The following is a 23275-nucleotide window of genomic DNA, read 5'->3' as shown; positions in this document are numbered from 1 at the left end:
ACCATGCAGATTAAACCGTCCGCCAGCATCAGGCAGAATTACAATGAAATTGCCGCATTGTGCAAGTCTTCTGGTGAGCCTGTGTATCTTACCAAAAATGGTGAGGGCGATCTTGTAGTTATGGATATAGAGGCTTTTGCCCGACGGGAAAAAATGTTGAAGCTGCGGGAAGAACTGTTGGCCGTTGAAGAAGACCGAATGGCAGGACGTGCAGGAGTTACGCCGGACGAATTGAATAAATATCTGGAAGATATTATCGATGAGGTAGAGCATGGAAAGAAAACCACAATATAAGGTGATTGTTTCAGATCGTGCCCGTCAAATGCTGGCGGGTCATGTTCAGTTTATGGCGCAAAAAAATCCTTCCGTTGCTCGCGAAGTCAAAAATCAACTGATGGATGCAATCCGTTCTCTTCACCAACTGCCGGAGAGGTATCCGTTTTTAAATGCCGAATTTATACCGCTTAATAAATATCATAAGATGTTCGTGGAGAAATGGTATTTGGTTTTGTATCAAATCAAGGACCAGATTGTGTATATTGACTATATTGTTGATTGCAGGCAAGATTATGAGTGGTTGGTGAGATGAAGAGGGTGCGTAAGTTGCATGATTCGCGAGAGCACTTGAATGGCATTCAAGAGGTCAGCGGTTTGATCCCGCTTGTCTCCACCAATGAAAACAAACCTTGTAATCTACATGATTGCAGGGTTTTTTGCTGCCATTGATCAAGGCAGCATAAATTTACAAGACCGCTTTAATGTAGTATAATGAGAATACAATAAGGATAAAATACTGCTACATTAAAAGGAGTGGTCAAGATGATTAACATAAAGCCATCAGCTGCAATTCGAAAAAATTACAGTGAGATTTCAGAGTTGTGCAAGAAGTCTGGAGAGCCGGTGTACCTGACCAGAAACGGTGAAGGTGACTTGGTGGTGATGGATATTGAAGCTTTTGCAAGACGCGAAAGCATGCTGCGCCTCAGAGAAAATCTGATCGCCGTTGAGGAAAGCCGGTTAAGCGGCAAAAGCGGTTGTTCCATTGATGAGGTATCTTACATGATGAAGGAAGCGGTCAAGGAGGTATTGAATGGAAAGCGCCGGTAAAAAGTATACGGTGATTATCTCTGATGAAGCGACTCAGATGCTGGTATCTCATTCACGCTTTCTGGCGCAAGTTAGTGAAAAAGCCGCATTGGATCTCATCGCTGAGTTCAGTGAGAAAGCAAAATCTCTGAAGGAATTTCCGGAGCGAAACCATTGGCTTTCCGATCCTTTTATTCCTGACGCTAAGTACAGGAAGCTCCTGATGGGCAAACACTATCTTCTTATTTATCAGGTGAAGAGAGATGCGGTTTATGTGGATTATGTGGTGGACTGCAGGCAGGATTACGGCTGGCTTTTGTAAGAAGAACTGCAAGAGTCTAGGAATAAAAGTCAAGCTTTTCTGTGGAAGGAATAGCCAATTTTAGTAGCTGGATGGAAGATTCTGTGATATAATTAAATGATAAACTATAGAATGAAAAAGGTGAATAAATGGATTTATACAGATTACTTGACGTATATAAAGTTGCCATAGATGAGCGCAGACCCTTCGAGGGTCAGATGCTGACACAACTCAAAGATTACTATCGTATTGGCCTCACTTGGTCATCCAATGCTCTTGAAGGGAATACCCTTACGGAAACTGAAACCAAAGTGCTGCTAGAGGATGGATTGACTGTTGGAGGCAAGCCCTTGCGTTATACCTTTGAGGCAATTGGTCACGCTAAAGCCTATGATTTCATGTTTACATTGCTTAAAGATAGAACTATCACAGAAAAAGATATCCTTACGATGCATCAAATGTTCTACGATAGTATAGAAAAGGAATATGCAGGAAAATACCGTGACATGGATGTGTTTATCAGTGGTTCTAAATATCCTGTAACAGAAACAAAGCGGATAAAGGCAGAAATGGATGGACTATTTCATTGGATTGTAACCGAAAGAGATAAGTTACACCCAGTAACGTTTGCGGCACAGCTCCATAAAAAATTTGTCTTTATCCATCCGTTTAAAGATGGAAATGGAAGAATTGCCAGACTTATTATGAACACGGCCCTGATACAGGACGGATACTTATTGGCTGTAATTCCGCCGGTGCTTAGGCATGAATATATTGAACTTCTTGAAAAGGCCCATAGAGATGATAAATCTTTTGAACAGTTTATTGCAGAGCGGGTAATCGAGTCACAAAAGGAAATCATGCGACTTTTGCACATACCGATACCAAAGCTGGACAGCGAGATGGGTATGCAACTGTAGCATAAAATATTTAACGTCACGCCAATCACTATCTTGGCGTTTTTCTTTTTGGTGTTTGTGTTTTACAAATTAAATTTAGACGACAAAGAATTTTAAGCTTCTTTTTCCGAAAAATTCCTTATTTTATTTCATTGCAGGAATGCTCCTAAAATATAATCTTTACAGTTTTTTCAAAAAAACATGGTATAATTATCATATCTAAAATAAATGGTACTACTTATGGGTTATTCAAGACAGTACCCGCGAGGCGTTTAAAATTATCGATAATCGAATTTACGGTCATAAAATTTTACGAGGTGGTGAAAATGCCATACATCCCGAAAATGCATGAGAAATACAATCTGCTACCGTTCTGTCGTGAAAACAGCGGAGAAGTTTTCAGTTATCCGCCAGAATTGAATGATCTTCAAGAACTGATGCCTGATGGAGAAAGTCTTTACCCTTACGGCTATAATAGCTATGAAGAATATGACGCTATTTTGGATAGGCTTCGAATGTCTTTGGACTTACAAAGGGTCGTTATTATTACTGGCCTTGTTCAGTTGAACACCCGGATTATGAGGGCGTCATTGATGATAAGGAATTTACATCATACCTGTATGACACCACGTTCGAACTGTGGGAAATTGCCGAAGACCCGCTCAACATGGCAGCTTCTGTATTATTGGGAGCAAAAAAAGGGCGATGAATGTTATTTTAGAGCCTTAAAAAATAAATCCGCTGGAGATATAATCCCGTTTACATATGCAAGCGGGATGTGTTATTATAACTGTATAAAATAAATGCAAATATCACATATTAATAACAAAACGAGGTGATGTAATGGAACATCTTGGATATGGTAAATATATCACAGATAATATAAATCGCCTGCCATTTGGGGTACCAATCTACACGAATGAGATTGCAAATAATCTTGTGCGGGAATTTAACATTGATATAACCCAGGCTAAAAAAATAGCAAATGTAAACCTGAAACGTATTGCTGACCATCAAGATTTGGAGAGATTCCAAAAAGGTGTCTACTACAAAGCGCAACATACGGTATTTGGCAAGACTAAGCTGAATCCAATTAGTGTAGCCATCAAAACATATGTGAATCCAAACAATGAAATTATTGGTTATGAAACTGGTCCGTCTTTCCTGAACAAGATTGGCTTGACCACTCAAATTGCAAAGAATAAGTATTTTGCGACAAATCTTTATCAGCGTAATGGCAGCAGAGTGGATAAAAATTTGAATGTAGCAATAAGAAAACCGCCTGTCAACGTAACAGCGGATAATTATAAATATTTGCAGCTTTTGGATGCCATCGAAAACAAAGATAATACTGTTATTGATGCTGCTCACCCGGAAAAAGTAATTTTCAACTATATTAAGAAAAGTAATCTTGATTTTATGAAGCTGATTGTTTTGGCAAGGAAATATTATAAGAAGGAGGTTTTGCTGCTAGTTGCAGATATAGCGGCAATAGAGATGCAATGAAATTACATTTGGATGAACCTGCCTTTGAAACTTTACTTCTTGATGTTGCCGGAAGGACAAGCATCAGGGCTGATATTCTCGAAAAGGATTATTATGTCACTTTATTATTAAATGAGCTTGCCGACAAACAAAAAGAAATTCCAGCCTATTTTAAAGGCGGTACAGCTCTATATAAAGCACTTGGAAGCATTCGAAGGTTTTCAGAGGATATTGACATAACCGTGGCAGTAGACAATTGCTCAAATAGTCAGGCAAAAAAGCAGCTGGATAAGGCAGCAAACGGATATTCATCACTCCAAAGGGATAGTGAGGACCCCGATGATGAAAACCGCAAAGGAAGCAGAACAAGCATTTATCATTATAAGTCTGTTGTTGATGTGGATATTGATGACACTTTACAGCGATTTGGTCGAGTGAAAATTGAAGCGACTTCGTTTACTGTTAGCGAGCCCTTTGAACCGATGGCTATTGCTCCACTCATTTATGAACAGGCAACAGAAGAACAGAAACAGATATTAGGCTCAGTTTACGATGTATGCAGCTTTTCGATTATTACCATTAAATTGGAACGAATATTTGTTGATAAGGTCTTTGCCGCTGAATTCTATTATCAGCGGCAGGAGTATTTTGATGTGGCCAAACATCTCTATGATATTGTTGTACTTTTACAGCAGGAACGCATACAGGCAATGCTCAGCAACCCAAAGTTGTTGTTACAGATGATATCTTACAAAAGAAATGAAGAACATCACCGCATAGGAAGTGAATTAGCGAATAAGCCATTTATAGAATTTACTTATCTTTCACAGGCAATGGATAATGAAGATTTCAAGCGTGAATTTATAAAGATGCAGAACGTTTATGTCTTTAACTTGAAAGATTTTATTTCGCTGGATGAGGTGTATAAAAGTCTGGAAGCCTTGAAATCTGTGTTAATGAACCTAACCGAGGAAAATTAAGGGTGCGTAAGTTGCATGATTCGCGAGAGCGCTTGAATGGCATTCAAGATGTCAGCGGTTCGATCCCGCTTGGTGATATTTAATACTGAGTTTTACATAAAAATGGAGGTGCCAAATATATGAATAGTCAACTCATTAATGCTTTAAAATTAAAAATGCAACCGGTAGCGGTAATTCTCACTAATGACAAGCCTGCTGATGGACTGCACTTTAAAGAAGGTGTGAGAGGGTGTGTTGCTGCCATGTTGGTGGCCGCAAGTAAGAAAGGCCAAGTTGCCTTTTTTGACCGAAATTCATTTGGCTGTCCGGGGGGCGGAACAGGTCTGGGGTTCGGAGATAAATACGGAAGATTTCCGATTCATTGTCTTCTTTCCACGGGTATCAAAGAAATGGCTGCCCAAACTGGTAGTGCAGGCTCCGCTAGGGCAGAAGGTGAAAGATTTTATAAGAATCCTGAAATAGCCGGAAAGTGGGTGAATTCACTGCCGTTTACCGATGTCCCAACAGAATATGTGGTGTTCAAACCCTGGGAGCATGTAACGGAACGAGATGAGCCAAAGTTAATTGTATTCTTTGCAAACGCAGATCAGTTATCTGCTTTAGTGGTGATGGCAGATTACAGCCGGGGCACGAATCAAAGCATTACTGCGCCATTTGGGGCGGCATGTCAATCAATACTATTTGGGTATGCCGAAGCAGAAAAAGATAATCCCCGGGGGGTAATAGGCTTTTTTGATATTTCTCAGCGCAAGGCTGTAGATAAAGAGACTTTGACATTTACAGTACCGTATAAGATGTTTAAGGAAATGGAAGCTAATGTTGCAGGCAGCTTCTTAGATATGCATGTTTGGCATAAATTACAGGAGCGTCAGTAGAGTCTCAAAAAGATTTAAGAGGTAGCATTCAAAGCGGAGAGACCTGTCTACAGTGAAACAACCTTATCCGCCGCATTCATTTTTTCATAAATAGTATACATATTAGTTATCTGCCCTATGGCCAGTTTTTCCTTCAATTTAAAGTGTTCTAGGCAGGTGCCGCATGACAGAATTTCCACCCCGCGACTCTGAAGGCTAACGAGATGATCCAGAACCGGGGAATTTTCGCATGTGAGATAAACACCGCCATTGACAAATAATATGGTTTGGGGCGTTTTTTCACTTTCGACAAGAGTGAACATAAAGCTTTTCATTAATATATCACCAAGTTCCGAGCTTCCCCGGCCCATTTCTGAGGATGAAATAACAATTGTGGTGTTATCCGTATCTGCCGGTTGCTCACCTAAGTTTATATTTGTGCCTTTCTTGGTAATTTGAATATGGTATTCATTTCCTTTGTGTTGTATGTCCACCCCGCACCCCATACTATTGGCCAGGGCTATGACATTATCTTTCGCCGCCTCATTATCTACGAAGGTAGTTACAGACCCTTCATCAATTGCTTCCAGTACTTTTTTGGTGTTAATAACTGGTATTGGGCAGCCCATCCCACGTGCATCCACAATTTTTGATTCCATGTGCGTCACTCCTCAATATTAATTTTATAACGTTTTATTAAGATCAGACAGCAATTTAACCAAATCTAACTTATGCATAGAAGCTGTATTTTCCAGGGTTTCAAACAGCGAGGTGCAGCAAATGCAAGTTGAATATGTTTTATCATAAGCTTGAAACACATCTATGGTTTCAGGATATTTATTTACAATATCAAGAATTGTCATATCCTTTGTAATCAATATACATACTCCTTTTGGGTAAACATTCGCCCATAGTAGCTTTCCATAAGAGAACTAATTCAATTCTAATTATAATATAGGACAGTACTAATAACTAATAAAAAAACACTATGGTATCCACATATGGAATAAGTATTATTTATGAGAGGATAATTACGTAAAGGAGAACACGCATGATTGCAGGTTTTTTTGCTTTCTAATAGCAAAATCAATAAACTGCAATAAAAATATATTAAAATTTGATAATAATTTATTGTAAAACAATAAAAGTGTGTTATAATTAAATTAGTAAATTAATAAGTGAGGTGCTATTTATGAAACGAGGAACAACATTTTTTTTAAAAATAGCTGTTATTCTTATTGGAATTCCGGTTGTTGCTCTGTATATATTTTGGCTGCCTTCATTTGTCGATTATTTGCACTATCCGGTTTTAATCGGCATGTATGCAGCGGCGATACCGTTTTTCTATGCCCTGCACTCCCATTCATCATTATTTTTTCTTCTTCTGTAATTGCAGTCTTTGCTGCTGTTTTGCAAAGACTTTTAAAAGAAGCCATAGACATAAAAACAGAAAATGATTTAACGGTTTGAGGTGAATAACATGGCAATTATAATTAATATTGATGTGATGCTGGCTAAAAGGAAAATGAGTGTAACAGAACTTTCAGAGAGGGTTGGAATAACAATGGCCAACCTTTCTATATTAAAAAATGGAAAGGCAAAAGCGGTTCGGTTATCAACTCTAGAGGCGATTTGCAAGGCTTTAGAATGTCAGCCTGGAGATATTTTAGAATATAAATGTGACGAAGACAATTATTAGGGGAGGTATAACTATGGATATTAACAATATTATTATTGAAAATATTGATAATCCCCATGAGTTGGAGAGAAGGTTTAGAAAAGAACCCGAAGCGTTCGTAAAGTCATTTTCTTATGCCTGGGAACAAAACCCTGATTCGCAGGTTCTTGCCGTTTGGTATGAAAGATTACATTTCAAGGAGACGGCAAATAATGAAAAAGTTTTCTTGCTACAGAAAGATTTCTTATCTATGGGTATTTTAGCAATTCTGGCCGGGATAAGCACCAGGATAATTTTGCATTTTGTTGAATTGCAGGCAATAGCCCCTGTTAATCTTGTTTTTGGGGTACTTCCCTTTATTGCTGTCTATTTTGTATTTAATAATACTCCTAAAAAAAATATTCTTTACATACTTGCATCGCTATTTCTAATTTCTGTATTTTATCTTAATATGCTGCCACTTGAGCAAAAAGATAGTATTATCCTGGCATATCTACACCTTCCCATTTTCTTGTGGACATTATTAGGGCTTGCATTTACAGGAAATGAATATGGCATAGGCAGTGCAAGACTAGCCTATCTTAAATTTAATGGGGAATTTTGCATACTTTACGCCAGCATGGCAATCAGCGGAATGCTGCTAGCGGCATTAACCATGCAGTTATTTGGATTTATCGGAATGGATATAGAAGAATTTTATTTTAAAAATGTCGTATTATTTGGCGCTGCCGCTCTTGCTATTGTGGCAGCATACCTGGTAACAAGGAACCTTAAACTTGCCAAAAATATTGCACCATATATAGCCAAAATTTTTAGTCCTCTTGTACTGGCTACATTATTGGTTTATATGATAATGGTTATTTGGGTTGGCAAAAACCCATTCTTGGACCGAGATTTTCTCTTATCTTTCAACGGAATACTCCTTAGTGTATTGGCCGTCACTATATTCTCCATTGCCGAAAGCGGTACAGACGAGAAAAAGAGCATTTCTGATTATATTAATTTTGCCCTGATTGTTCTTGTTCTTATTATTGACAGTGTGGCTTTATCAGCCATAGTGTTCAGGCTTTCTTCTTATGGGATTACGCCTAACAGACTTGCTGTTCTTGGAGTAAACATACTTATCTGGGCTAATCTAATTTGGATTATGCTCTCATATATGCGTTTTCTACAAAACAAAACCGGACCTTCAACTATCCAAGATGCCACTACTAAGTATTTGCCGGTCTATGGACTTTGGGCAGCTTTTGTTACATTTACTTTTCCTTTAATTTTCTAATTGCAAAGGTTGAATCTTCCTACTATGGAGAGGTTATTCTTAATAAAGAATATAAAAAGAGGTTGAGGGTAAAAATACCTTCGAATTAATTTTGACGGGAGGTTTGGTAGATATGTCCGATAATCAAAAATTATACAAGTCTATTGATCCCAAAGCGATTTTTGTTCTGGTTATTATCCTCTTTATTATCGGGTTAGCTATAATAGGCATTGTCCGCTTCAATAGTCCAATTCCAGATATTGATGCCACAACATCAGCACAAAACATTGTTTTACCCGGCCAATTTTCAGTTGCCTTTCCGGATCAAGCTCAATCCGCTATTGGGACTGATACCTTTGGCGTAATAGCTTCCTCGCCGGATCAGAACCCGGTTCCAATTGCCAGTGTAGCCAAAATAATGACTGCTTATTTGGTTTTAAAAGCACATCCATTACAACCCGGTGAGGATGGGCCGACCTTGACGATGACAGATCAGGATGTGGCAGGTTACCAGTCAGCCATAGAAAAGAATTACTCTCGCTTGCCGGTTACTGCTGGGGAGGAATTGACTGAGAGACAACTTCTGGAAGGTTTGCTGCTGCCGTCCGGGAATAATATTGCCGATACATTAGGACGCTGGGTTGCAGGGTCAGATGAAGCATTTATTGCTAAAATGAATGATACCGCCAAATCTCTTGGTATGACCAATACCCACTATGCTGATGCCAGTGGGGCGAATGAGGCTACTGTGAGTAATGCGGTTGATCAAATCAAAATAGCCCAGGCAGCTATGCAGGACCCTGTATTTCGTGAAATTGTCGCCATGCCGGATGCGACACTCCCTTTAGCCGGTAAGGTGTACAATGTAAACTGGATGTTGGGTAAACATGGGATTGTGGGCATTAAGACCGGTTCCACCACGAAGGCCGGCGGGTGTTTTGTCTCAGCCGCACCCGTAGTAAACGGAAGTGAAAAGCATTATATTATTGCCGCCGTGTTGGGCAGTAAGAAGGCCAACCGAAACCTGCAAAGCGCACTGGAGGCCAATGCCCGGATTTTAGACGAGGTTCGGCCGCAGTTTAAATCATATACACTGACACCACCGGAAAACGGTTTTGGTCAAATTACTACTCCCTGGCACAGTCAAAGTGATTTGCAGGTTAGCCAGCCTATTCAGGTCTTTGGTTATCCCGGCATGAAAGTATCTTATTTCATTAATCCACTGGCAATAAAATTACCGGCCGCCCCAGGAACAGATGTTGCAACTTTAACGGTGCAAACGGGAAAAACGTCTCAAACCGTTTCCATGCAAAACACAGAAAAAATTAATCCACCGGGATTTTTCTGGAAAATTTTTAGGTAAATTTAACTATAGCTTGAGGAAGTTTTGCGGTGTGATTACCGGAACTGCTGCATCTTTAAAATCCTTTGTGTTTCGTGTCAGGATGTAGTCGACCTTATTCCGAGCGGCAACCGCGTGAACGACTGCATCTTCAAAATTCGGTATGGAGTCGGATAGCGCGGTTTGGATATCAAGTGCTAGAACGTCGGCAATGATAATTAACTGCATCAGGCGTTCCAGATATTCTTTTGCTTTATCTGTATCGCCTAATCCTTTGCGGAGCAGGTAGAAGATGTCGGTGACGGCGGCGGCAGACACGAGACATTCGGTGTTGTTTGCCGCCGCTTGCTTTAAAGCGTCGTAGGATGCTTCAAAGAATGGTTCTCTCTTGAGCAATATGTCAAGGATGATGTTTGTGTCGAACAGTATTCTCATTGTTTCTTTAAACGCTCCTTCTTGATATCGTTGAGTGTCAGGTTCCCGTCCGGGACGATGCCGACAAGACTGTCAAGCAGAGCGACCTTATCGGCAGCGGCACTTGTCAGCTTGGCGATGCTTTTTCCGTTCTTGGTGATATAGATATCATGTGTGGCAGCGAGAGCAAGGTATTTGCCGATGTTGTTTTTCAGTTCAGTAGCTGTAATCAACATTTGATTGGACCTCCTATGGTGTTGCTATTTTATGTTCCAATACTATTATACTCAAATCGCACGAAAATATCTATGAAATCGCACGATTTTGTTTGTGGATATTGTGCCGGAAGAAGCGTTCGAAGTGAGCGGAGATTGCAGGTGGTAAGGGGTGGAACCTGGGACGCCAAATATGGTTTCAAGATACCACCGGGGGGCGGTCTAGGGGTAGCCAACGGACAGGTGAGCGGCAAAGCGCGGCTGATAATTAGTCCCAATGAAGGTCTGTGCCTGCAAAACGGCGACATATTGGCGGCACCATCTACTGACCCGGCTTGGACCCCTTTGTTTCTTAAAGCATCCGGTATTGTGATGGAGACCGGTGGTTACCTGTCTCACGGCGTAATTGTGGCCCGAGAATATGGGATTCCGGCGGTTGTTAACGTGCAGGGTGTAATGAACATAGTAAAAGACTGTCAGAAGATTGCTGTTGATGGTGATGAAGGTAAGGTAATTCTTACTGTTCAGGAATCTTAAACCTGATATAAAAAATAGTCCCTGTCTCACCAGTTTTTACATCTATTTTGGCATTATGCCTATGGGCAATGCTATAGCAAATTGATAAACCCAAACCTGTCCCGCTGTCTTTAGTAGTTACAAACGGTGTGCCAAGTTTTTCATAGATTTCAGGTGGGATACCAGTTCCTTTATCTTGAATGGACAAAATGACCTCACCATCATACACGGAGGTACTTATGGTTATAATTCCCATTGGTGGAGATGCTTCTATTGCATTTCTAACAATGTTTATAATGAGCTGTCGAATTTCTTTTTCATTGATTAAGATATCGGGTAAATCTGATTTGTTAAGCGCAATATGTTTATCTTGTTTAATTGCATCAGAGTTTAATAGAGGGTACAAAGCAATAATGATTTCATTTAGAGAAGAGTGCTGCAGTTCAACAATCCTGTCTTTTGATAAAGAGAGATATTCTGAAATTATTAGATTAGCTCTGTCAAGCTCCCCGATCATTAAATCATAGTACTCTAATTTTTTACTATCAGTTTCTTTGTTTGCGAGTAATTGAAGAAATCCCCGTACACTGGTCATGGGGTTTCTTATTTCATGTCCAATCCCTGAAGCCATTTCACCAACTACATTTAGGAAGTCCAAGCGAGCCATTTCTTTTTGAAATATCTGCCGTTCTTGTTCGGCATGTTTTAGGTCAGTGATATCATTCATTAGACCCAGTATACATAATTCACCATTAAAAGCTATTAATCTTCCGGACAGCAATATATTTTTTTTATTACCTGATTTTGTTAGGAATACTACTTCGAAATTTTTAAAATATTCCTTGTGTTTTAATTCCTGCATTACTTTACTGCGTAGTTTTATATCAGCCCAAAAATTAAAGTTGAATACGGTGTCACCAATAACTTCTTCCCGGTCATAACCAAATGTTTCAAGGAAGGTTTGATTAAGTTCTATGATTCTGGCTTCCTTAATTGAAGTTATGGCCATGGGAAAAGGAGCTAAGTTGAAAGCATTTTTAAATAATTCGTTTGAGTTTTTTAATTCTTGCTCTAATGTTTTTTGTTCAGTAATATCATCAGAAATACTTAGAATATATTCCTTTCCACCGAATTTTATTTTTTTAAGTGCAATACTTAGCATACGGAAATTTCCATTTTTAATCTTCATCTTTACTTCATTATTTCGAAATGAATCACTATTATTTAAAATTTCCATGACATTCTCTAACTCTTCTTGTTCCGCAAAATCAAGGTCGAAAATTGTTTTGCCAAGAATTTCGCACTTAGTATATCCTGTGATTCTTTCATAACTGGTGTTTACATCTATGTACCTTCCATTCAAATCGATAATTGACATTCCACATGGACTGGCATTAAAAACAACAGCAAACCTGTCTTCCTGGCACTTCCTGAGTTCTTCCTGCATTTGTTTGCGTTCGCTAATATCAGTAATATATCCGTAGTAAAAAACAGCACTTAAATTGGTATCATATGCTCTATGTACCAAAATTTCAACCGGAACCATTTTGCCGTCTTTGCAGAGATATTCTATTTCATAGCGTTGAGGTTTGCCTGTTTTATTTAATTTTTCGATGAAATTAGCTTCATATTTTCGCCATTGAGGAGGGACAAAATCATCTGTCCATGATATATTGCAAAGTTCCTCTTTGGTATAACCTATAAGCTCGCAGAATGCTTGGTTGCAATAAATTAAGCTGCCATTTGAAAATCCTGAAGCAAATGGCTGAGAGGAATTTTCAAGTATTTCAAAAAGAAACAGCATCATATTATCTATTTCGTTTTTAGGATGGAGGTTTAAATTTATTAAATTAACCGCTTTTGAATTCAAGTTAGCACCAACTTTCAATAAAACCAGTATTATTACAATTATAAATTATAATTCATAATCGATAACTCGTCTTAAAAACATTGTCGAGGAAACTTGTTTAACTTTGTTATATACCAAACAAAATACGAGAAATAAAGAGAAAATATTTAATAATTCGAGAAAAACTATTGTAGTATGATATTAAGCAACAATTTAACTCAATATATGATAATTTAAACAAGTATACTGTTTTAATATTGGTTGCGAAAGTGCTAAAATATAAGCAGCTTGCAAAAATTTATAAGAATAAGAGGCGCATGTAATATGCCCAGTTTAACTCGAAGCCTGTTTTTAATCACAGTAGGCCTCCCGTTAGTAGGGGGTCTGCTTTCTTTTATATTGCATAGAAAGCCTAAATTAAGCATTATTATGGGATTTACCTGTGCAAACATTTCATCTTTGAGCGGGATGGGGCTCGGAATAATGGTATTATTGACCGGAAGTCCGGCACATTTTAATTTGCCCTGGTCGTTATTAAATGTACCATTGGGATTCACGATTGGACCCCTGGCAGCTTTCTTTATCACGGTAATATGCGTAGTATGTTTTTCTGTATCGGTTTATTCTTATGGCTATGTTACTGAGTATATCGGAAAGCACAACATCGGTTTTTTGGGGTTGTTATATAATCTGTTTGTATTTTCAATGATTACTCTGGTTGCCAGTGAAAATGCTTTAATGTTCCTGTTTTTCTGGGAGCTAATGTCACTGTCATCGTATTTTCTGGTGGTTTATGACCATCATGATCCAAATATAAGGAAAGCAGGTTTTATTTACATAGTAATGACTCATATCGGAACATTGTTCATTGTTGCTGCATTTATGCTGCTATATAAATATGCCGGCAGTTTCAACTTTTTACTGTATGCGGCTGCAGGGCATGCGCTTCCGTCGCAGCTTAAAACCATAGTATTTCTTTTGATAACACTTGGGTTTGGAACTAAAGCAGGCATAGTTCCGTTGCATATATGGCTGCCCAGGGCTCACCCGGCTGCACCAAGCAATGTTTCTGCCATCATGTCGGGTGTGATGATAAAAACCGCAATTTACGGATTTATAAAGGTTGTTATTGAAATGATGGGTGGAGGACCGGTTTGGTGGGGGGTACTTATCCTGGTTATTGGAAGTATTTCCGCAGTATTAGGTGTTATGTACGCTTTGATGGAACACGATATTAAACGTTTATTTGCTTATTCCAGTGTTGAAAACATTGGCATTATATTAATCGGGTTGGGAGCGTCCCTTATATTTATTGGCAATGGTAATAATAAAATGGCTATGGTAGGTTTGACAGCCGCACTATTTCACGTATTTAACCATGCTATATTTAAAGGATTGCTTTTTCTTGGCGCCGGTTCGGTCCATTTTGCAACAAGGACAAGGGATATCGAAAAGCTGGGCGGCCTCTTGAAAAAGATGCCTTGGACAGGTTTTTTCTTTCTGATTGGTGCCATATCAATTTCAGCCATACCGCCATTTAACGGTTTTGTTAGTGAATGGCTTACATTTCAATCACTATTAATGTTGGGTTCAGGAAGCACATCAACTTTATTGAATATTTTGGGCCCACTAAGCGGAGCTGCCCTTGCTTTAACCGGGGCATTAGCTGCTGCGTGTTTTGTCAAAGCATTTGGAATCCAGTTTTTGGCCTTGCCGAGAAGTGCTAATGCGGAAAGTGCCAGGGAAGTTCCGGTCAGCATGAGGCTGGCAATGGGCCTGCTGGCTCTGCTTTGTTTTGTTATTGGTGTGGCCCCGCTGATAGTTATAAGCTTATTAAACCCAGTGTGCAAAGCTCTGCTGGGAGTTGGAACAACACAAATCCTCGGGGGTTACGGCTGGGTTAATGTGTTGACTAAAATGAAACCTGTAACCGGGATTTCTCCTATAAGCCTGGTAATTATTTTGGCTGCTGCGGTTTTTTTGATATTTTTTGTTTTCAGGGTCATTGGCAAAAGCGGTACGGTTAGGACAGATGAGACATGGAACTGTGGGATGGTTCTTTCCCCAAATATGGAATACAGTGCTACTTCTTTTTCTAAACCTATTCTTATTATTTTTCGCAAAATATTTCAGCCAAAGCGTGAAATTCAAAAAGAATATATTCTCGAACCGTATTTTACCAGGGTTATAAAATATAGAGGTTCTATTAAACCTGTGTTTGAAGAAACAATTTATGGCCCGATAACACAAATATTAATAAGGATTGCCAATAGAATCAAAATATTTCAATCAGGAAGTATCCATTTGTATTTGGCGTATATATTTGTTGTGCTGGTACTGTTACTTATTTTTGCCAGATAGGAGGAAGTCAAATGATAGAAGCTTTGGCTGTCAGTTTGCTTCAGGTTATGATCATTGTCTTGGCCGCCCCGCTTGTTACCGGGATAATCATGAAATTCAAGGCTGTTTTTCAGACCCGCAGGGGACCGGGAATTTTTCAACCGTACCTTGATTTATACAAATACATGCAAAAGGAATCGGTAATATCTGAACATGCATCCTGGATTTTTAGGGTGACACCTTACATATATTTTGGCGCATTACTGGCAGCGGCTACGCTGATTCCGACAATATCTGCAGCAGGTTTTCTAAGTCATACCGGAGACGCTATCATGGTAATTTATTTATTTGCTTTGGGGCGGTTTTTCCTTACCCTGGCCGGTCTGGATGCCGGCAGCGCCTTCGGGGGAATGGCGAGCAGCCGTGAAATGGCTATTTCGTCACTTGCTGAACCGGCACTGATGCTTGCACTGTTTACTATGGCAATTAATGCAGGCACCACAAATCTTGGCGGAATCATATCCGGTGTAAACAATGCCGGAATTGCAGCATATACGCCGGCCCACCTGCTGACCTTCGGGGCGGTTTTTATTGTAGCCTTGGCTGAAACGGGGCGTATTCCGGTCGACAACCCGGATACCCACCTTGAACTGACCATGATTCATGAAGGAATGCTGCTGGAATATTCCGGTAAACCGCTTGCCATATTGACATTAGGGGCTTCCGTAAAACAACTGCTGATATTTTCATTGCTGGCTAACCTGTTTTTCCCTTGGGGTATTGCTGCCGGAACAGGTATTAATGGTTTAGCAATTGGATTACTGGCGTATTTAGGCAAAGTTATTATTATTGGATTAGCAATGGCGATTATAGAAACATCGTTTGCCAAAATGAGATTGTTTAAAGTTCCCGAGCTTCTTATGGGATCTTTCCTATTAGGATTTTTAGGCCTTATTACCAAGTTCTTGTTTGGGGGCAGTTGATGATGGCTAATGTAAATGTTCATGAACTCTTAATAAACCTGCTAATACCCCTTACCTTGGCGACATCGTTTTTGATTGTGGGTGGACGCAGGCTGGATACGGCTATTAAGGTTGTCGCCGGGCAGGCTGTTCTATTAGCCGGGGTTACAGCGGTGCTGGCCTGGGCTACCGGTATTAAAGAGATTTATGCAGCAGCACTATTGACAGTATTTTTTAAGGCTGCAGTTATTCCGTTTATCCTGCACAAAGTGGTGGGCAGGGTTGGTACCCGCAGGGAAGTCAGGTCATATATAAATATAAAAATGTCTTTTATCACCTGTGCCGGGTTAATAATTATAGCATATTCGGTTTCAGGTAATATAATCGGAACAAGTTCAGGCATTATAAGTGAAGCTTTACCGGCGGCAATATCCATGATTCTAATAGGATTATTTGTTATGATTACTCGAAAACTGGCAGTAATGCAGATAATCGGCTTGATTATAATGGAGAACGGTCTTTTTTTGGCTGGGGTGGGTACCACCCATGGAATGCCTTTAGTGATTGAGCTGGGGATATTTTTAGATGTTTTAATTGGAGTCTTAATCATGGGAATCCTGGCCTTCAGGATAAACCGGACCTTTGATACCATTGATACGGAAAACTTAAAAAATTTACGGGGATGATTAGAGTGCCGCTAGCTTTACTGTTTTTGCCTATCATAACAGCAATAATGTGTCTGCTGGTTAATAACAGAAAAATTATCGGAGTTTTCAATTTAGGCGGCGGGGTATTGATTGCCGCGGCGGCTTATCAGGTGGCCGGCAGCGTTTTTAGCCAAGGAACAATTGAAGCCCTGGGGTTTATATATATTGATGCTTTAGGGGCTTTTATTATCAGTATTGTGGCTATTATAGGACTGGCTGCAAGCTTATATTCTGTTGGGTACACTTTGCATGAAATAAATCAGGGAGAAATCCCTGAAAGCCGTTTGAAATGGTATTATTTCTGGTTTTATATTTTTATCTTTACCATGTTTCTCGTAGTGGTTGTGAATAATCTTGGTGTTATGTGGGTGGCTATTGAAGGGACAACCCTGGCATCAGCACTTTTAGTGGGATATTATGATAAAAAGAGCTCACTGGAGGCGGCCTGGAAATATATTATAATTTGTACGGTAGGTATTGTATTTGCGCTCTTTGGGACAATACTTTTATATTATGCCGCGATACCGCTGCTGGGAGAGGGAAGCGGTGCTTTAAACTGGAAATCCTTAATCCTCGCAGCAGACAAGCTGGACCCTAAGCTAATTAAACTTGCCTTTATATTTATTCTGGTCGGGTATGGCACTAAAGCAGGTCTGGCTCCTATGCACACTTGGTTGCCGGATGCGCACAGTCAGGCACCTTCTCCTGTCAGTGCCATGCTTTCGGGGGTATTGCTAAACTGTGCTTTGTACGGAATAATCAGGTTTCATTTAATTGTATCCGGTTCTGTGGGGCCGAATTTCTCATCAAATTTACTGCTTATTTTCGGATTGTTTTCGATTGCCGTATCTTTGCCGTTTATTATTGTGCAGCATGACTTGAAACGGCTCCTGGCCTATTCCAGTATCGAACATATAGGAATTATTACAGCGGCTATAGGGTTAGGGGGCAAACTGGGACTGTATGGGGCTTTCCTGCATATGTTTAATCATGCAATGACAAAGACATCCCTGTTTTTTGCGGCAGGCAATATAACTCAAAAATATAAGACAAAAAAAATAGCTAAAATTAAAGGTGTAATTAAGGTAATGCCTATAACCGGGACTGCCATGGTTATTGGCGGACTTGCTATTGCCGGGGCGCCGCCTTTTAGTATTTTCTTAAGCGAATTCAGCATTTTAAGTTCGGGCTTTGCTCAGGGAAGATATATGGCTGCAGGTTTAATGTTAGTGTTTATTACATTAGTATTTGCCGGTATTGTTTATGCTGTCAGCGGAATGGCCCTGGGCTCCCCGCAAGGACGAACAGCACCGGGGGAACTCGGGAAATGGTCTGCGGTAATGGTTGTGCTTCCATTGATTATAGTAACAGTAATGGGTATGTATATACCCTCGTTTATCGATAACATTCTGAGACAAGTTGTCTTAGTTATGGCAGGGGGAATTTATTAATGACAGCACAGGGCAGCCATCGTTTCACCCAACCGGAGCAATTTGTGACATACCTTATGGAAGCCTTTGGAGGGCGGATGATATCTAAACCTTCTGTTTCTTATCCAGGGGAAGTGCATTTTCAAACTGAAAAGTCAAATATAATATGTATTGCGGCCAAATTGAACAATAATTTGGGCTTTTCACTGATTCAATTAACTGCTACTGATGAAAGAACCATTAACGGCAGTTTTATGTTATATTATACGTTTGCTTGTTATTTGGATAAGTTTATTGTGGTAATTAGGACATCTGTTGGCGAAGATGACCCGGTATTCCCTTCGATTACAAAAGATGTACCGGCCGCGCACTGGTATGAACGCGAAATAAAGGATTTATTCGGATTAAAGCCTGAAGGTCATCCGGATAACCGCAGACTGGTCCTGCACAAAGACTGGCCTCAAAACCTTTTCCCGATGCGGCGGGACTTTAAGCCGGACAGTGAGGTTCCCAGGCATGAAGGGCACTTTTCCTTTGACAAAGTAGAAGGTGAAGGTGTTATCCAAATCCCGGTGGGGCCTATCCATGCCGGTATTATTGAGCCCGGTCACTTTAGGTTCAGTGCTGTCGGGGAAAATGTTATTAACCTGGAAGCAAGGTTTTTTTATACACATAGGGGGATGGAAAAACTGTGTGAAGGGACAACCCCCAACCACGGCCTTTTAATTGCGGAACGGATTTGCGGCGCATGTTCCCTGTCTCATTCCACGGCCTTTTGTCAGGCAGTTGAAAAGCTGGCAAACACCAAAGTGCCGGATAGGGCTAATTTTATCAGAACAATTGGATTAGAACTGGAACGGCTCTATAATCATATCGGTGATGTCGGAAATATATGTGCCGGGACCGGGTTTGCGTTTGGCACTATGCATGGTGCGAGGCTCAAAGAAGAAATTATGAGGTTAAATGAAAGGGTTTTTGGCAGCAGGTTTCTGCGCGGTATCAATATTCCGGGAGGGGTTAGACGTGATATTCGGGAAAATGACTGTGAGGCAATACTTAGTACATTACGGGATGTTGAAAAGGATTTCAGAGAACTGACAGATATTTTGCTGAGCACGGAATCATATCTTGACCGTTGTGAAGGGACAGGCATTCTTCAACAGCAGACCGCGCTTGACCTGCATGCTGTCGGACCTGCTGCCAGGGCAGCGGGAATCAACCGTGATACCAGAAGGGACCACCCTTATGTCGCTTATGACAGAGTATTTTTTGGAGTGCCTGTTTATAAAGAGGGAGACGTATTAGCCAGGTTTAAAATCAGGATTGATGAAACGTTTGAATCAATGGGAATAATCAGACAGGCCCTAGAATTAATGCCGGCAGGCGAAATCTGGGAATCATTAGGGGAGATGGCCCCCTTTTGTTACGCGGTTGGAATTACTGAATCAGCCAGGGGTGAAAATGTCCATTTTGTAATGTCCGGGGAGGATGGGACCATATTCAGACATATGGTAAGGTCGGCTTCATACTGCAATTGGCCGGTTGTTCCGTCAACTGTACCGGGGAATATCGTACCGGATTTCCCGCTTATTAATAAAAGCTTCGAGCTGTGTTATTCTTGTCTTGACAGGTAGGGGGAAAACACATGTTAAGGATTTTTAAAAAGAGTTTTCAGACCGGGGTGATTACTACCGGATATCCTAAAGAAAAAGAGGTTTTGCCCCCGGGTTTCCGGGGTATGCCCGAATGGCAGGAGGAAAAGTGTCCTAAGTGCGGTAAATGTGCTGCAGAATGTCCTACCGGAGCTATTAAGCTTAATAATTCGGGGGATTATTGGTCAATCGACCCAAAGAAATGCATTTTTTGCGGTTACTGCCAGGATACCTGTGAAAATAGCGCAGTTTTTTTAGGATCAAACTATGAACTGGCTGAAACAGCATGCAGGGAAAAGGTCAGCAAAATATTTGGCAGGTCAGCACATATTCGTCACCTTGATGCGGGTTCGTGCAATGCCTGTGATTGGGAAATGGTGGCGCTAACAGGACCTGTTTATGATATCCAGCGCTTTGGTTTTAGTTTCGTGGCCTCACCACGGCATGCTGATATTCTGATGGTTACTGGACCGGTAACCAGGAACCTTGAAATTGCCGCCCGAAAAACATTTAATGCCACACCTGCCCCCAAGCTGGTGGTGGCTGTAGGTGCTTGTGCCTGCAGCGGCGGGATTTGCGGCAAGAGTTACGCCAGTTCAGGGGGAGTAGATAATATTTTGCCAGTAGATGTATATATACCCGGCTGTCCACCCAAGCCGCAGGCATTGATACATGGGTTGATGACCGCCCTGGACAGGTTGAAGTAAGGGTAAGCCGAAGATGAGATAAAATGCTTGCAATACCAGAATGTTTATGATATATTATCCTGTCTTTGACAGTTGTGAGACGCAAAAAGCTTGGAACACCTTATAAATAGGGCGTTTCAAGCTTTTTTAATATTTGAAAAAGTGCGTACTTTTTTAAAGTTTAGTGTCTTTATAAATTTTTTTCATCAGTTTTGTACTGACAATTTGATAATCCGTTCTAAAACCGAATGCCTCATGTAGTGCATCTGTAAAATCCGTTCTGGTATAGGTAGGTATATAGCCTTCGGCAGGAATCGAGTAAAAGTTCATTTCTCTTAATTCGGTAATGATATTGTGGCTCGTAAATTGTTCTCCAAGTTTTTTTTCAAGATATCTAAAAAGGGTCAATGCGAGAAAACAGGTAGTGAAATGTGCTTGTATCCTGTCATCTCTACTTAAGTAAACAGGTCTGGCTTTGAACTCACTTTTCATCAATCTAAAGGATTCTTCAATCTCCCAACGTCTGTTATTGATCTTTGTGATGGTGGAAGCATCATCATCCAAGTTTGTGCATATTGTATAAAATCCATCAAACATTTCTTCATTAGCAATAGCTTGTTCATTTAAGCTGTAAATTACTTTGTCCGCTATTTCGCCATCATTTGTAATGTTGGTGGGAGATATGAAACGTTTAAAGTCATTTTGGCTTTTTTTCTTGATGTCTGATGGCTTGGTTTGAATTAGTTTGATGGCACGTTCCAGCTGTCTATTCCTTATCTGCCTCTGGTAATCCCGATATTTTAAAGAAAAGGTGACAATAAGTTTTTGCTCAAGTCCATCTTCCTTAATCCAACGTTCCTTAAAAAAGGTTTCGGCTTTGTATTTTTCATAGGTTAATTCATCCTGAGCGAGCATTCCAATGTCAAAGGTTTTGTTGATGCCCGAAAGACGCCATCCAGAAGGGTCAAGTGCCCACTCTCTTAGATGTTTTTTCAACTTTTTGGTAGACTGGGTTGTAATGAATGCCCGGTTTTTTTTATTGTTGAATTTACGATTTTCCGTTGATGAAAGTCCGGCATCTGTGCAGACAATAAACTTTGATAGTTCAAAGTCTTTGAGGATTTTTTCTTCCAAAGGTCTGAGGGTCGTTTGCTCATTGGTATTGCCGCTATGAATACTAAAAGCAAGAGGAATCCCATCTCCGTCCATAAATAAGCCCATCTCAACAATCGGGTTTGGTTTGTGATCTTTGGCAAAACCGTATTGTTTAAGACCGTCCTCCTGTTCGATTTCAAAAAAGTAATTTGTGCAGTCATAATAAAGAATACGGTCATTTCGCTTTGAAATAGACAAGCTGTTTTTGTAAAGCTCAGATTGTATAAAATCCATTTCTTTGGAAATTACCTCTAAGGCTCTATACACATGCTGCAATTCGAAGTTAGGTTGTTCCAATAAACGTTTTGATTCCTGATAGGTATTAAGTTTTGACGAGGGGAATAAGATTCTGCCGTAAATCAATCTTGAAAGAATAAAGTCCAGATTAAAGGTAAACTTATAGTTGTTAGAGATTTCTTTGCAAATCCTGTGTAGACCTAATTGATGATAAAGTTGTTGCAAGAAGAGATAACCGCCGTTAAAGGAACGTTGTTTATCTCTATCAATCAACTTGGATTGGTAATACTTAACAATAACATCTCGTTTGTGTTCCTTTTCCTTTTGGTTTAATTCAGCGATGTAGTTTTTTGCCCATTCATAAGGGTCTTGTCCATTTAATTTTTTTCTGAGTTCTGCCTCGGTTCCAAGCTTCTCAACAATTACGGAAGAATTTGACTGAGTTTTACTGTTATAGACAGATTTAATTACATAAAGTGAAGCTGAATTCTTAGATTTGGTTACCTTCAGTCTCATAATAGACATCGCCTCCCCTTATATTATAACACAGTGCGAGGAAGTGCGCTATATAAAAAAGAAAAAAGATAAAAAAATAAGCCTGTATCAAGGCTTTCGGAGATTTTTACTTTTGCAACTGTCAAAGACCCGCACCCAAGCCGCAGGCATTGATACATGGGTTGATGACCGCCCTGGACAGGTTGAAGTAAGGGTAAGCCGAAGATGAGATAAAATGCTTGCAATACCAGAATGTTTATGATATATTATTATTTAGTGTTAAGAAGTAGTATTTAACTTGAATGATTTTGGTCTCCTGAATGGTTTGACAAAAAGTCTTTGGGTATTCTGCTTTTTGATTCAATCTATTAAAAGGAGGCAATAACAAATGCAAGGTAAAGTAAAATGGTTTAATGCAGAAAAAGGTTTTGGCTTTATTGAAAGTAACGAGGGTGGCGACGTTTTTGTTCACTTCTCTGCAATTCAGAGTGATGGTTTCAAAACTCTGAATGAAGGCCAGGATGTAGAATTTGACGTAGTTGAAGGCAACCGCGGCTTACAAGCAGCTAATGTAGTTGGTCTGTAAGATTATATCAAATTAGACAAGGAAGGGCATTTTCCTGGTTAAAGGGAAATGTCCTTGTTTTTTGCTGCAGGAAGAAATAAATATTGCAGGAAAAATAAATATCTTTAAGTAAAATTGTAAATTATAGTAAAAAAGAAAAGAGGTATTA

The 23275-nt window shown here is 39.9% G+C and carries 26 protein-coding genes, 1 tRNA gene and 1 pseudogene; 22 read left to right on the top strand and 6 right to left on the bottom strand.

From position 1 onward, the window contains the following. Positions 1 to 3 precede the first annotated feature (3 nt). The 10 genes from ABFY19_RS11930 to ABFY19_RS11885 all read left to right on the top strand — a co-directional run bounded on the left by ABFY19_RS11930 (position 4) and on the right by ABFY19_RS11885 (position 5626). Positions 4 to 294 (top strand): type II toxin-antitoxin system prevent-host-death family antitoxin, encoded by a 291-nt coding sequence (locus ABFY19_RS11930; RefSeq protein ID WP_418790867.1) that lies wholly within the window; start codon positions 4 to 6, stop codon positions 292 to 294. Further along, positions 272 to 589 (top strand): type II toxin-antitoxin system RelE/ParE family toxin, encoded by a 318-nt coding sequence (locus tag ABFY19_RS11925; RefSeq protein WP_418790866.1) that lies wholly within the window; start codon positions 272 to 274, stop codon positions 587 to 589. The genes ABFY19_RS11930 and ABFY19_RS11925 overlap by 23 nt, the downstream gene beginning before the upstream one ends. Positions 590 to 592: 3 nt before the next feature. Continuing rightward, positions 593 to 673, top strand: a tRNA-Ser gene (locus ABFY19_RS11920). Positions 674 to 819: 146 nt separating this feature from the next. After that, on the top strand, positions 820 to 1107 hold the full coding sequence (locus tag ABFY19_RS11915) for a type II toxin-antitoxin system Phd/YefM family antitoxin (protein WP_418790865.1): 288 nt from the start codon (positions 820 to 822) through the stop codon (positions 1105 to 1107). Continuing rightward, entirely contained in the window at positions 1091 to 1408 is a 318-nt protein-coding gene (locus ABFY19_RS11910) for a type II toxin-antitoxin system RelE/ParE family toxin (RefSeq protein ID WP_418790864.1), read from the top strand. The genes ABFY19_RS11915 and ABFY19_RS11910 overlap by 17 nt, the downstream gene beginning before the upstream one ends. A 128-nt stretch (positions 1409 to 1536) precedes the next feature. Further along, complete coding sequence (locus tag ABFY19_RS11905) at positions 1537 to 2307, top strand: Fic family protein (RefSeq protein WP_418790863.1); 771 nt, start codon at positions 1537 to 1539, stop codon at positions 2305 to 2307. 395 nt (positions 2308 to 2702) lie between these two features. Further along, the gene (locus ABFY19_RS11900; RefSeq protein WP_418790862.1) at positions 2703 to 3089 is read left to right on the top strand and encodes a hypothetical protein; all 387 of its coding nucleotides are present in this window, start codon (positions 2703 to 2705) and stop codon (positions 3087 to 3089) included. A 40-nt stretch (positions 3090 to 3129) separates the two neighbouring features. Continuing rightward, entirely contained in the window at positions 3130 to 3792 is a 663-nt protein-coding gene (locus ABFY19_RS11895) for a DUF6088 family protein (protein ID WP_418790861.1), read from the top strand. Then, positions 3789 to 4751, top strand: a complete 963-nt coding sequence (locus ABFY19_RS11890; protein ID WP_418790860.1) for a nucleotidyl transferase AbiEii/AbiGii toxin family protein — start codon at positions 3789 to 3791, stop codon at positions 4749 to 4751. The genes ABFY19_RS11895 and ABFY19_RS11890 overlap by 4 nt, the downstream gene beginning before the upstream one ends. A gap of 119 nt (positions 4752 to 4870) precedes the next feature. Then, a complete protein-coding gene (locus tag ABFY19_RS11885; RefSeq protein ID WP_418790859.1) occupies positions 4871 to 5626 on the top strand; it encodes a DUF169 domain-containing protein in 756 nt (251 codons plus the stop codon). 47 nt (positions 5627 to 5673) lie between these two features. Here the strand turns inward: ABFY19_RS11885 and yedF are convergent, their stop codons facing one another. Both yedF and ABFY19_RS11875 read right to left on the bottom strand, forming a co-directional pair. Further along, a complete protein-coding gene (yedF, locus tag ABFY19_RS11880) occupies positions 5674 to 6264 on the bottom strand; it encodes a sulfurtransferase-like selenium metabolism protein YedF (protein ID WP_418790858.1) in 591 nt (196 codons plus the stop codon). Between the two features lie 24 nt (positions 6265 to 6288). Then, a complete protein-coding gene (locus ABFY19_RS11875; RefSeq protein ID WP_418790857.1) occupies positions 6289 to 6483 on the bottom strand; it encodes a DUF1858 domain-containing protein in 195 nt (64 codons plus the stop codon). 310 nt (positions 6484 to 6793) lie between these two features. Here ABFY19_RS11875 and ABFY19_RS11870 point away from each other — a divergent pair, with 310 nt between their 5' ends. From ABFY19_RS11870 to ABFY19_RS11855, 4 genes are all read left to right on the top strand, one after another. Next, the gene (locus ABFY19_RS11870) at positions 6794 to 7075 is read left to right on the top strand and encodes a DUF2975 domain-containing protein (protein ID WP_418792601.1); all 282 of its coding nucleotides are present in this window, start codon (positions 6794 to 6796) and stop codon (positions 7073 to 7075) included. Positions 7076 to 7085: 10 nt separating this feature from the next. Continuing rightward, positions 7086 to 7304 carry a helix-turn-helix domain-containing protein gene (locus ABFY19_RS11865; protein ID WP_418790856.1) on the top strand — a complete coding sequence of 73 codons (219 nt, stop codon included), beginning with the start codon at positions 7086 to 7088 and terminating at the stop codon, positions 7302 to 7304. Between the two features lie 13 nt (positions 7305 to 7317). Then, positions 7318 to 8562 carry a DUF4153 domain-containing protein gene (locus ABFY19_RS11860; RefSeq protein WP_418790855.1) on the top strand — a complete coding sequence of 415 codons (1245 nt, stop codon included), beginning with the start codon at positions 7318 to 7320 and terminating at the stop codon, positions 8560 to 8562. Positions 8563 to 8674: 112 nt separating this feature from the next. After that, a complete protein-coding gene (locus ABFY19_RS11855; RefSeq protein ID WP_418790854.1) occupies positions 8675 to 9904 on the top strand; it encodes a D-alanyl-D-alanine carboxypeptidase family protein in 1230 nt (409 codons plus the stop codon). A gap of 6 nt (positions 9905 to 9910) precedes the next feature. Here ABFY19_RS11855 and ABFY19_RS11850 read toward each other — a convergent pair whose 3' ends face one another. Both ABFY19_RS11850 and ABFY19_RS11845 read right to left on the bottom strand, forming a co-directional pair. Beyond that, the gene (locus tag ABFY19_RS11850) at positions 9911 to 10318 is read right to left on the bottom strand and encodes a PIN domain-containing protein (protein WP_418790853.1); all 408 of its coding nucleotides are present in this window, start codon (positions 10316 to 10318) and stop codon (positions 9911 to 9913) included. Then, on the bottom strand, positions 10315 to 10533 hold the full coding sequence (locus ABFY19_RS11845; RefSeq protein ID WP_418790852.1) for a type II toxin-antitoxin system Phd/YefM family antitoxin: 219 nt from the start codon (positions 10531 to 10533) through the stop codon (positions 10315 to 10317). Before ABFY19_RS11845 ends, ABFY19_RS11850 begins: the two co-directional genes overlap by 4 nt. 198 nt (positions 10534 to 10731) lie before the next feature. Here ABFY19_RS11845 and ABFY19_RS11840 point away from each other — a divergent pair. Further along, positions 10732 to 11049: pseudogene (locus tag ABFY19_RS11840) on the top strand (PEP-utilizing enzyme); the annotation flags it as partial. Here ABFY19_RS11840 and ABFY19_RS11835 read toward each other — a convergent pair. Beyond that, entirely contained in the window at positions 11030 to 12898 is a 1869-nt protein-coding gene (locus ABFY19_RS11835) for a PAS domain S-box protein (RefSeq protein ID WP_418790851.1), read from the bottom strand. The pseudogene ABFY19_RS11840 and the gene ABFY19_RS11835 overlap by 20 nt on opposite strands. A 303-nt stretch (positions 12899 to 13201) precedes the next feature. On the opposite strand from ABFY19_RS11835, the gene hyfB reads away from it, so the two are divergent. Genes hyfB through nuoB form a run of 6 tightly spaced genes read left to right on the top strand, consistent with a single transcriptional unit; the run spans position 13202 to position 20675 of the window. Next, the gene (gene hyfB / locus ABFY19_RS11830) at positions 13202 to 15238 is read left to right on the top strand and encodes a hydrogenase 4 subunit B (RefSeq protein ID WP_418790850.1); all 2037 of its coding nucleotides are present in this window, start codon (positions 13202 to 13204) and stop codon (positions 15236 to 15238) included. Positions 15239 to 15249: 11 nt separating this feature from the next. Continuing rightward, entirely contained in the window at positions 15250 to 16200 is a 951-nt protein-coding gene (locus tag ABFY19_RS11825; RefSeq protein ID WP_418790849.1) for a respiratory chain complex I subunit 1 family protein, read from the top strand. Continuing rightward, the gene (locus tag ABFY19_RS11820) at positions 16200 to 16865 is read left to right on the top strand and encodes an NADH-quinone oxidoreductase subunit K (protein WP_418790848.1); all 666 of its coding nucleotides are present in this window, start codon (positions 16200 to 16202) and stop codon (positions 16863 to 16865) included. The genes ABFY19_RS11825 and ABFY19_RS11820 overlap by 1 nt, the downstream gene beginning before the upstream one ends. Then, entirely contained in the window at positions 16862 to 18337 is a 1476-nt protein-coding gene (locus ABFY19_RS11815; protein ID WP_418790847.1) for a hydrogenase 4 subunit F, read from the top strand. Before ABFY19_RS11820 ends, ABFY19_RS11815 begins: the two co-directional genes overlap by 4 nt. Next, positions 18337 to 19950: an NADH-quinone oxidoreductase subunit C gene (locus ABFY19_RS11810; protein WP_418790846.1), complete on the top strand. Its 1614-nt coding sequence runs from the start codon at positions 18337 to 18339 to the stop codon at positions 19948 to 19950. Before ABFY19_RS11815 ends, ABFY19_RS11810 begins: the two co-directional genes overlap by 1 nt. Before the next feature lie 11 nt (positions 19951 to 19961). After that, on the top strand, positions 19962 to 20675 hold the full coding sequence (gene nuoB, locus ABFY19_RS11805; protein WP_418790845.1) for an NADH-quinone oxidoreductase subunit NuoB: 714 nt from the start codon (positions 19962 to 19964) through the stop codon (positions 20673 to 20675). Positions 20676 to 20828: 153 nt separating this feature from the next. On the opposite strand, the gene ABFY19_RS11800 is transcribed toward nuoB, so the two are convergent. Next, positions 20829 to 22562 carry an IS1634 family transposase gene (locus tag ABFY19_RS11800; protein WP_418790735.1) on the bottom strand — a complete coding sequence of 578 codons (1734 nt, stop codon included), beginning with the start codon at positions 22560 to 22562 and terminating at the stop codon, positions 20829 to 20831. Between the two features lie 367 nt (positions 22563 to 22929). Between ABFY19_RS11800 and ABFY19_RS11795 the strand changes: the two genes are divergently transcribed. Beyond that, positions 22930 to 23127: a cold shock domain-containing protein gene (locus ABFY19_RS11795; RefSeq protein WP_418790843.1), complete on the top strand. Its 198-nt coding sequence runs from the start codon at positions 22930 to 22932 to the stop codon at positions 23125 to 23127. Positions 23128 to 23275: the final 148 nt, after the last annotated feature.

Source organism: Phosphitispora sp. TUW77 (assembly GCF_048453025.1).
GTDB lineage: Bacteria > Bacillota > Thermincolia > Thermincolales > UBA2595 > Phosphitispora.
The sequence above is the reverse complement of the archived record's forward strand: the minus strand, read 5'-3'. Positions and strand labels throughout refer to the sequence as shown.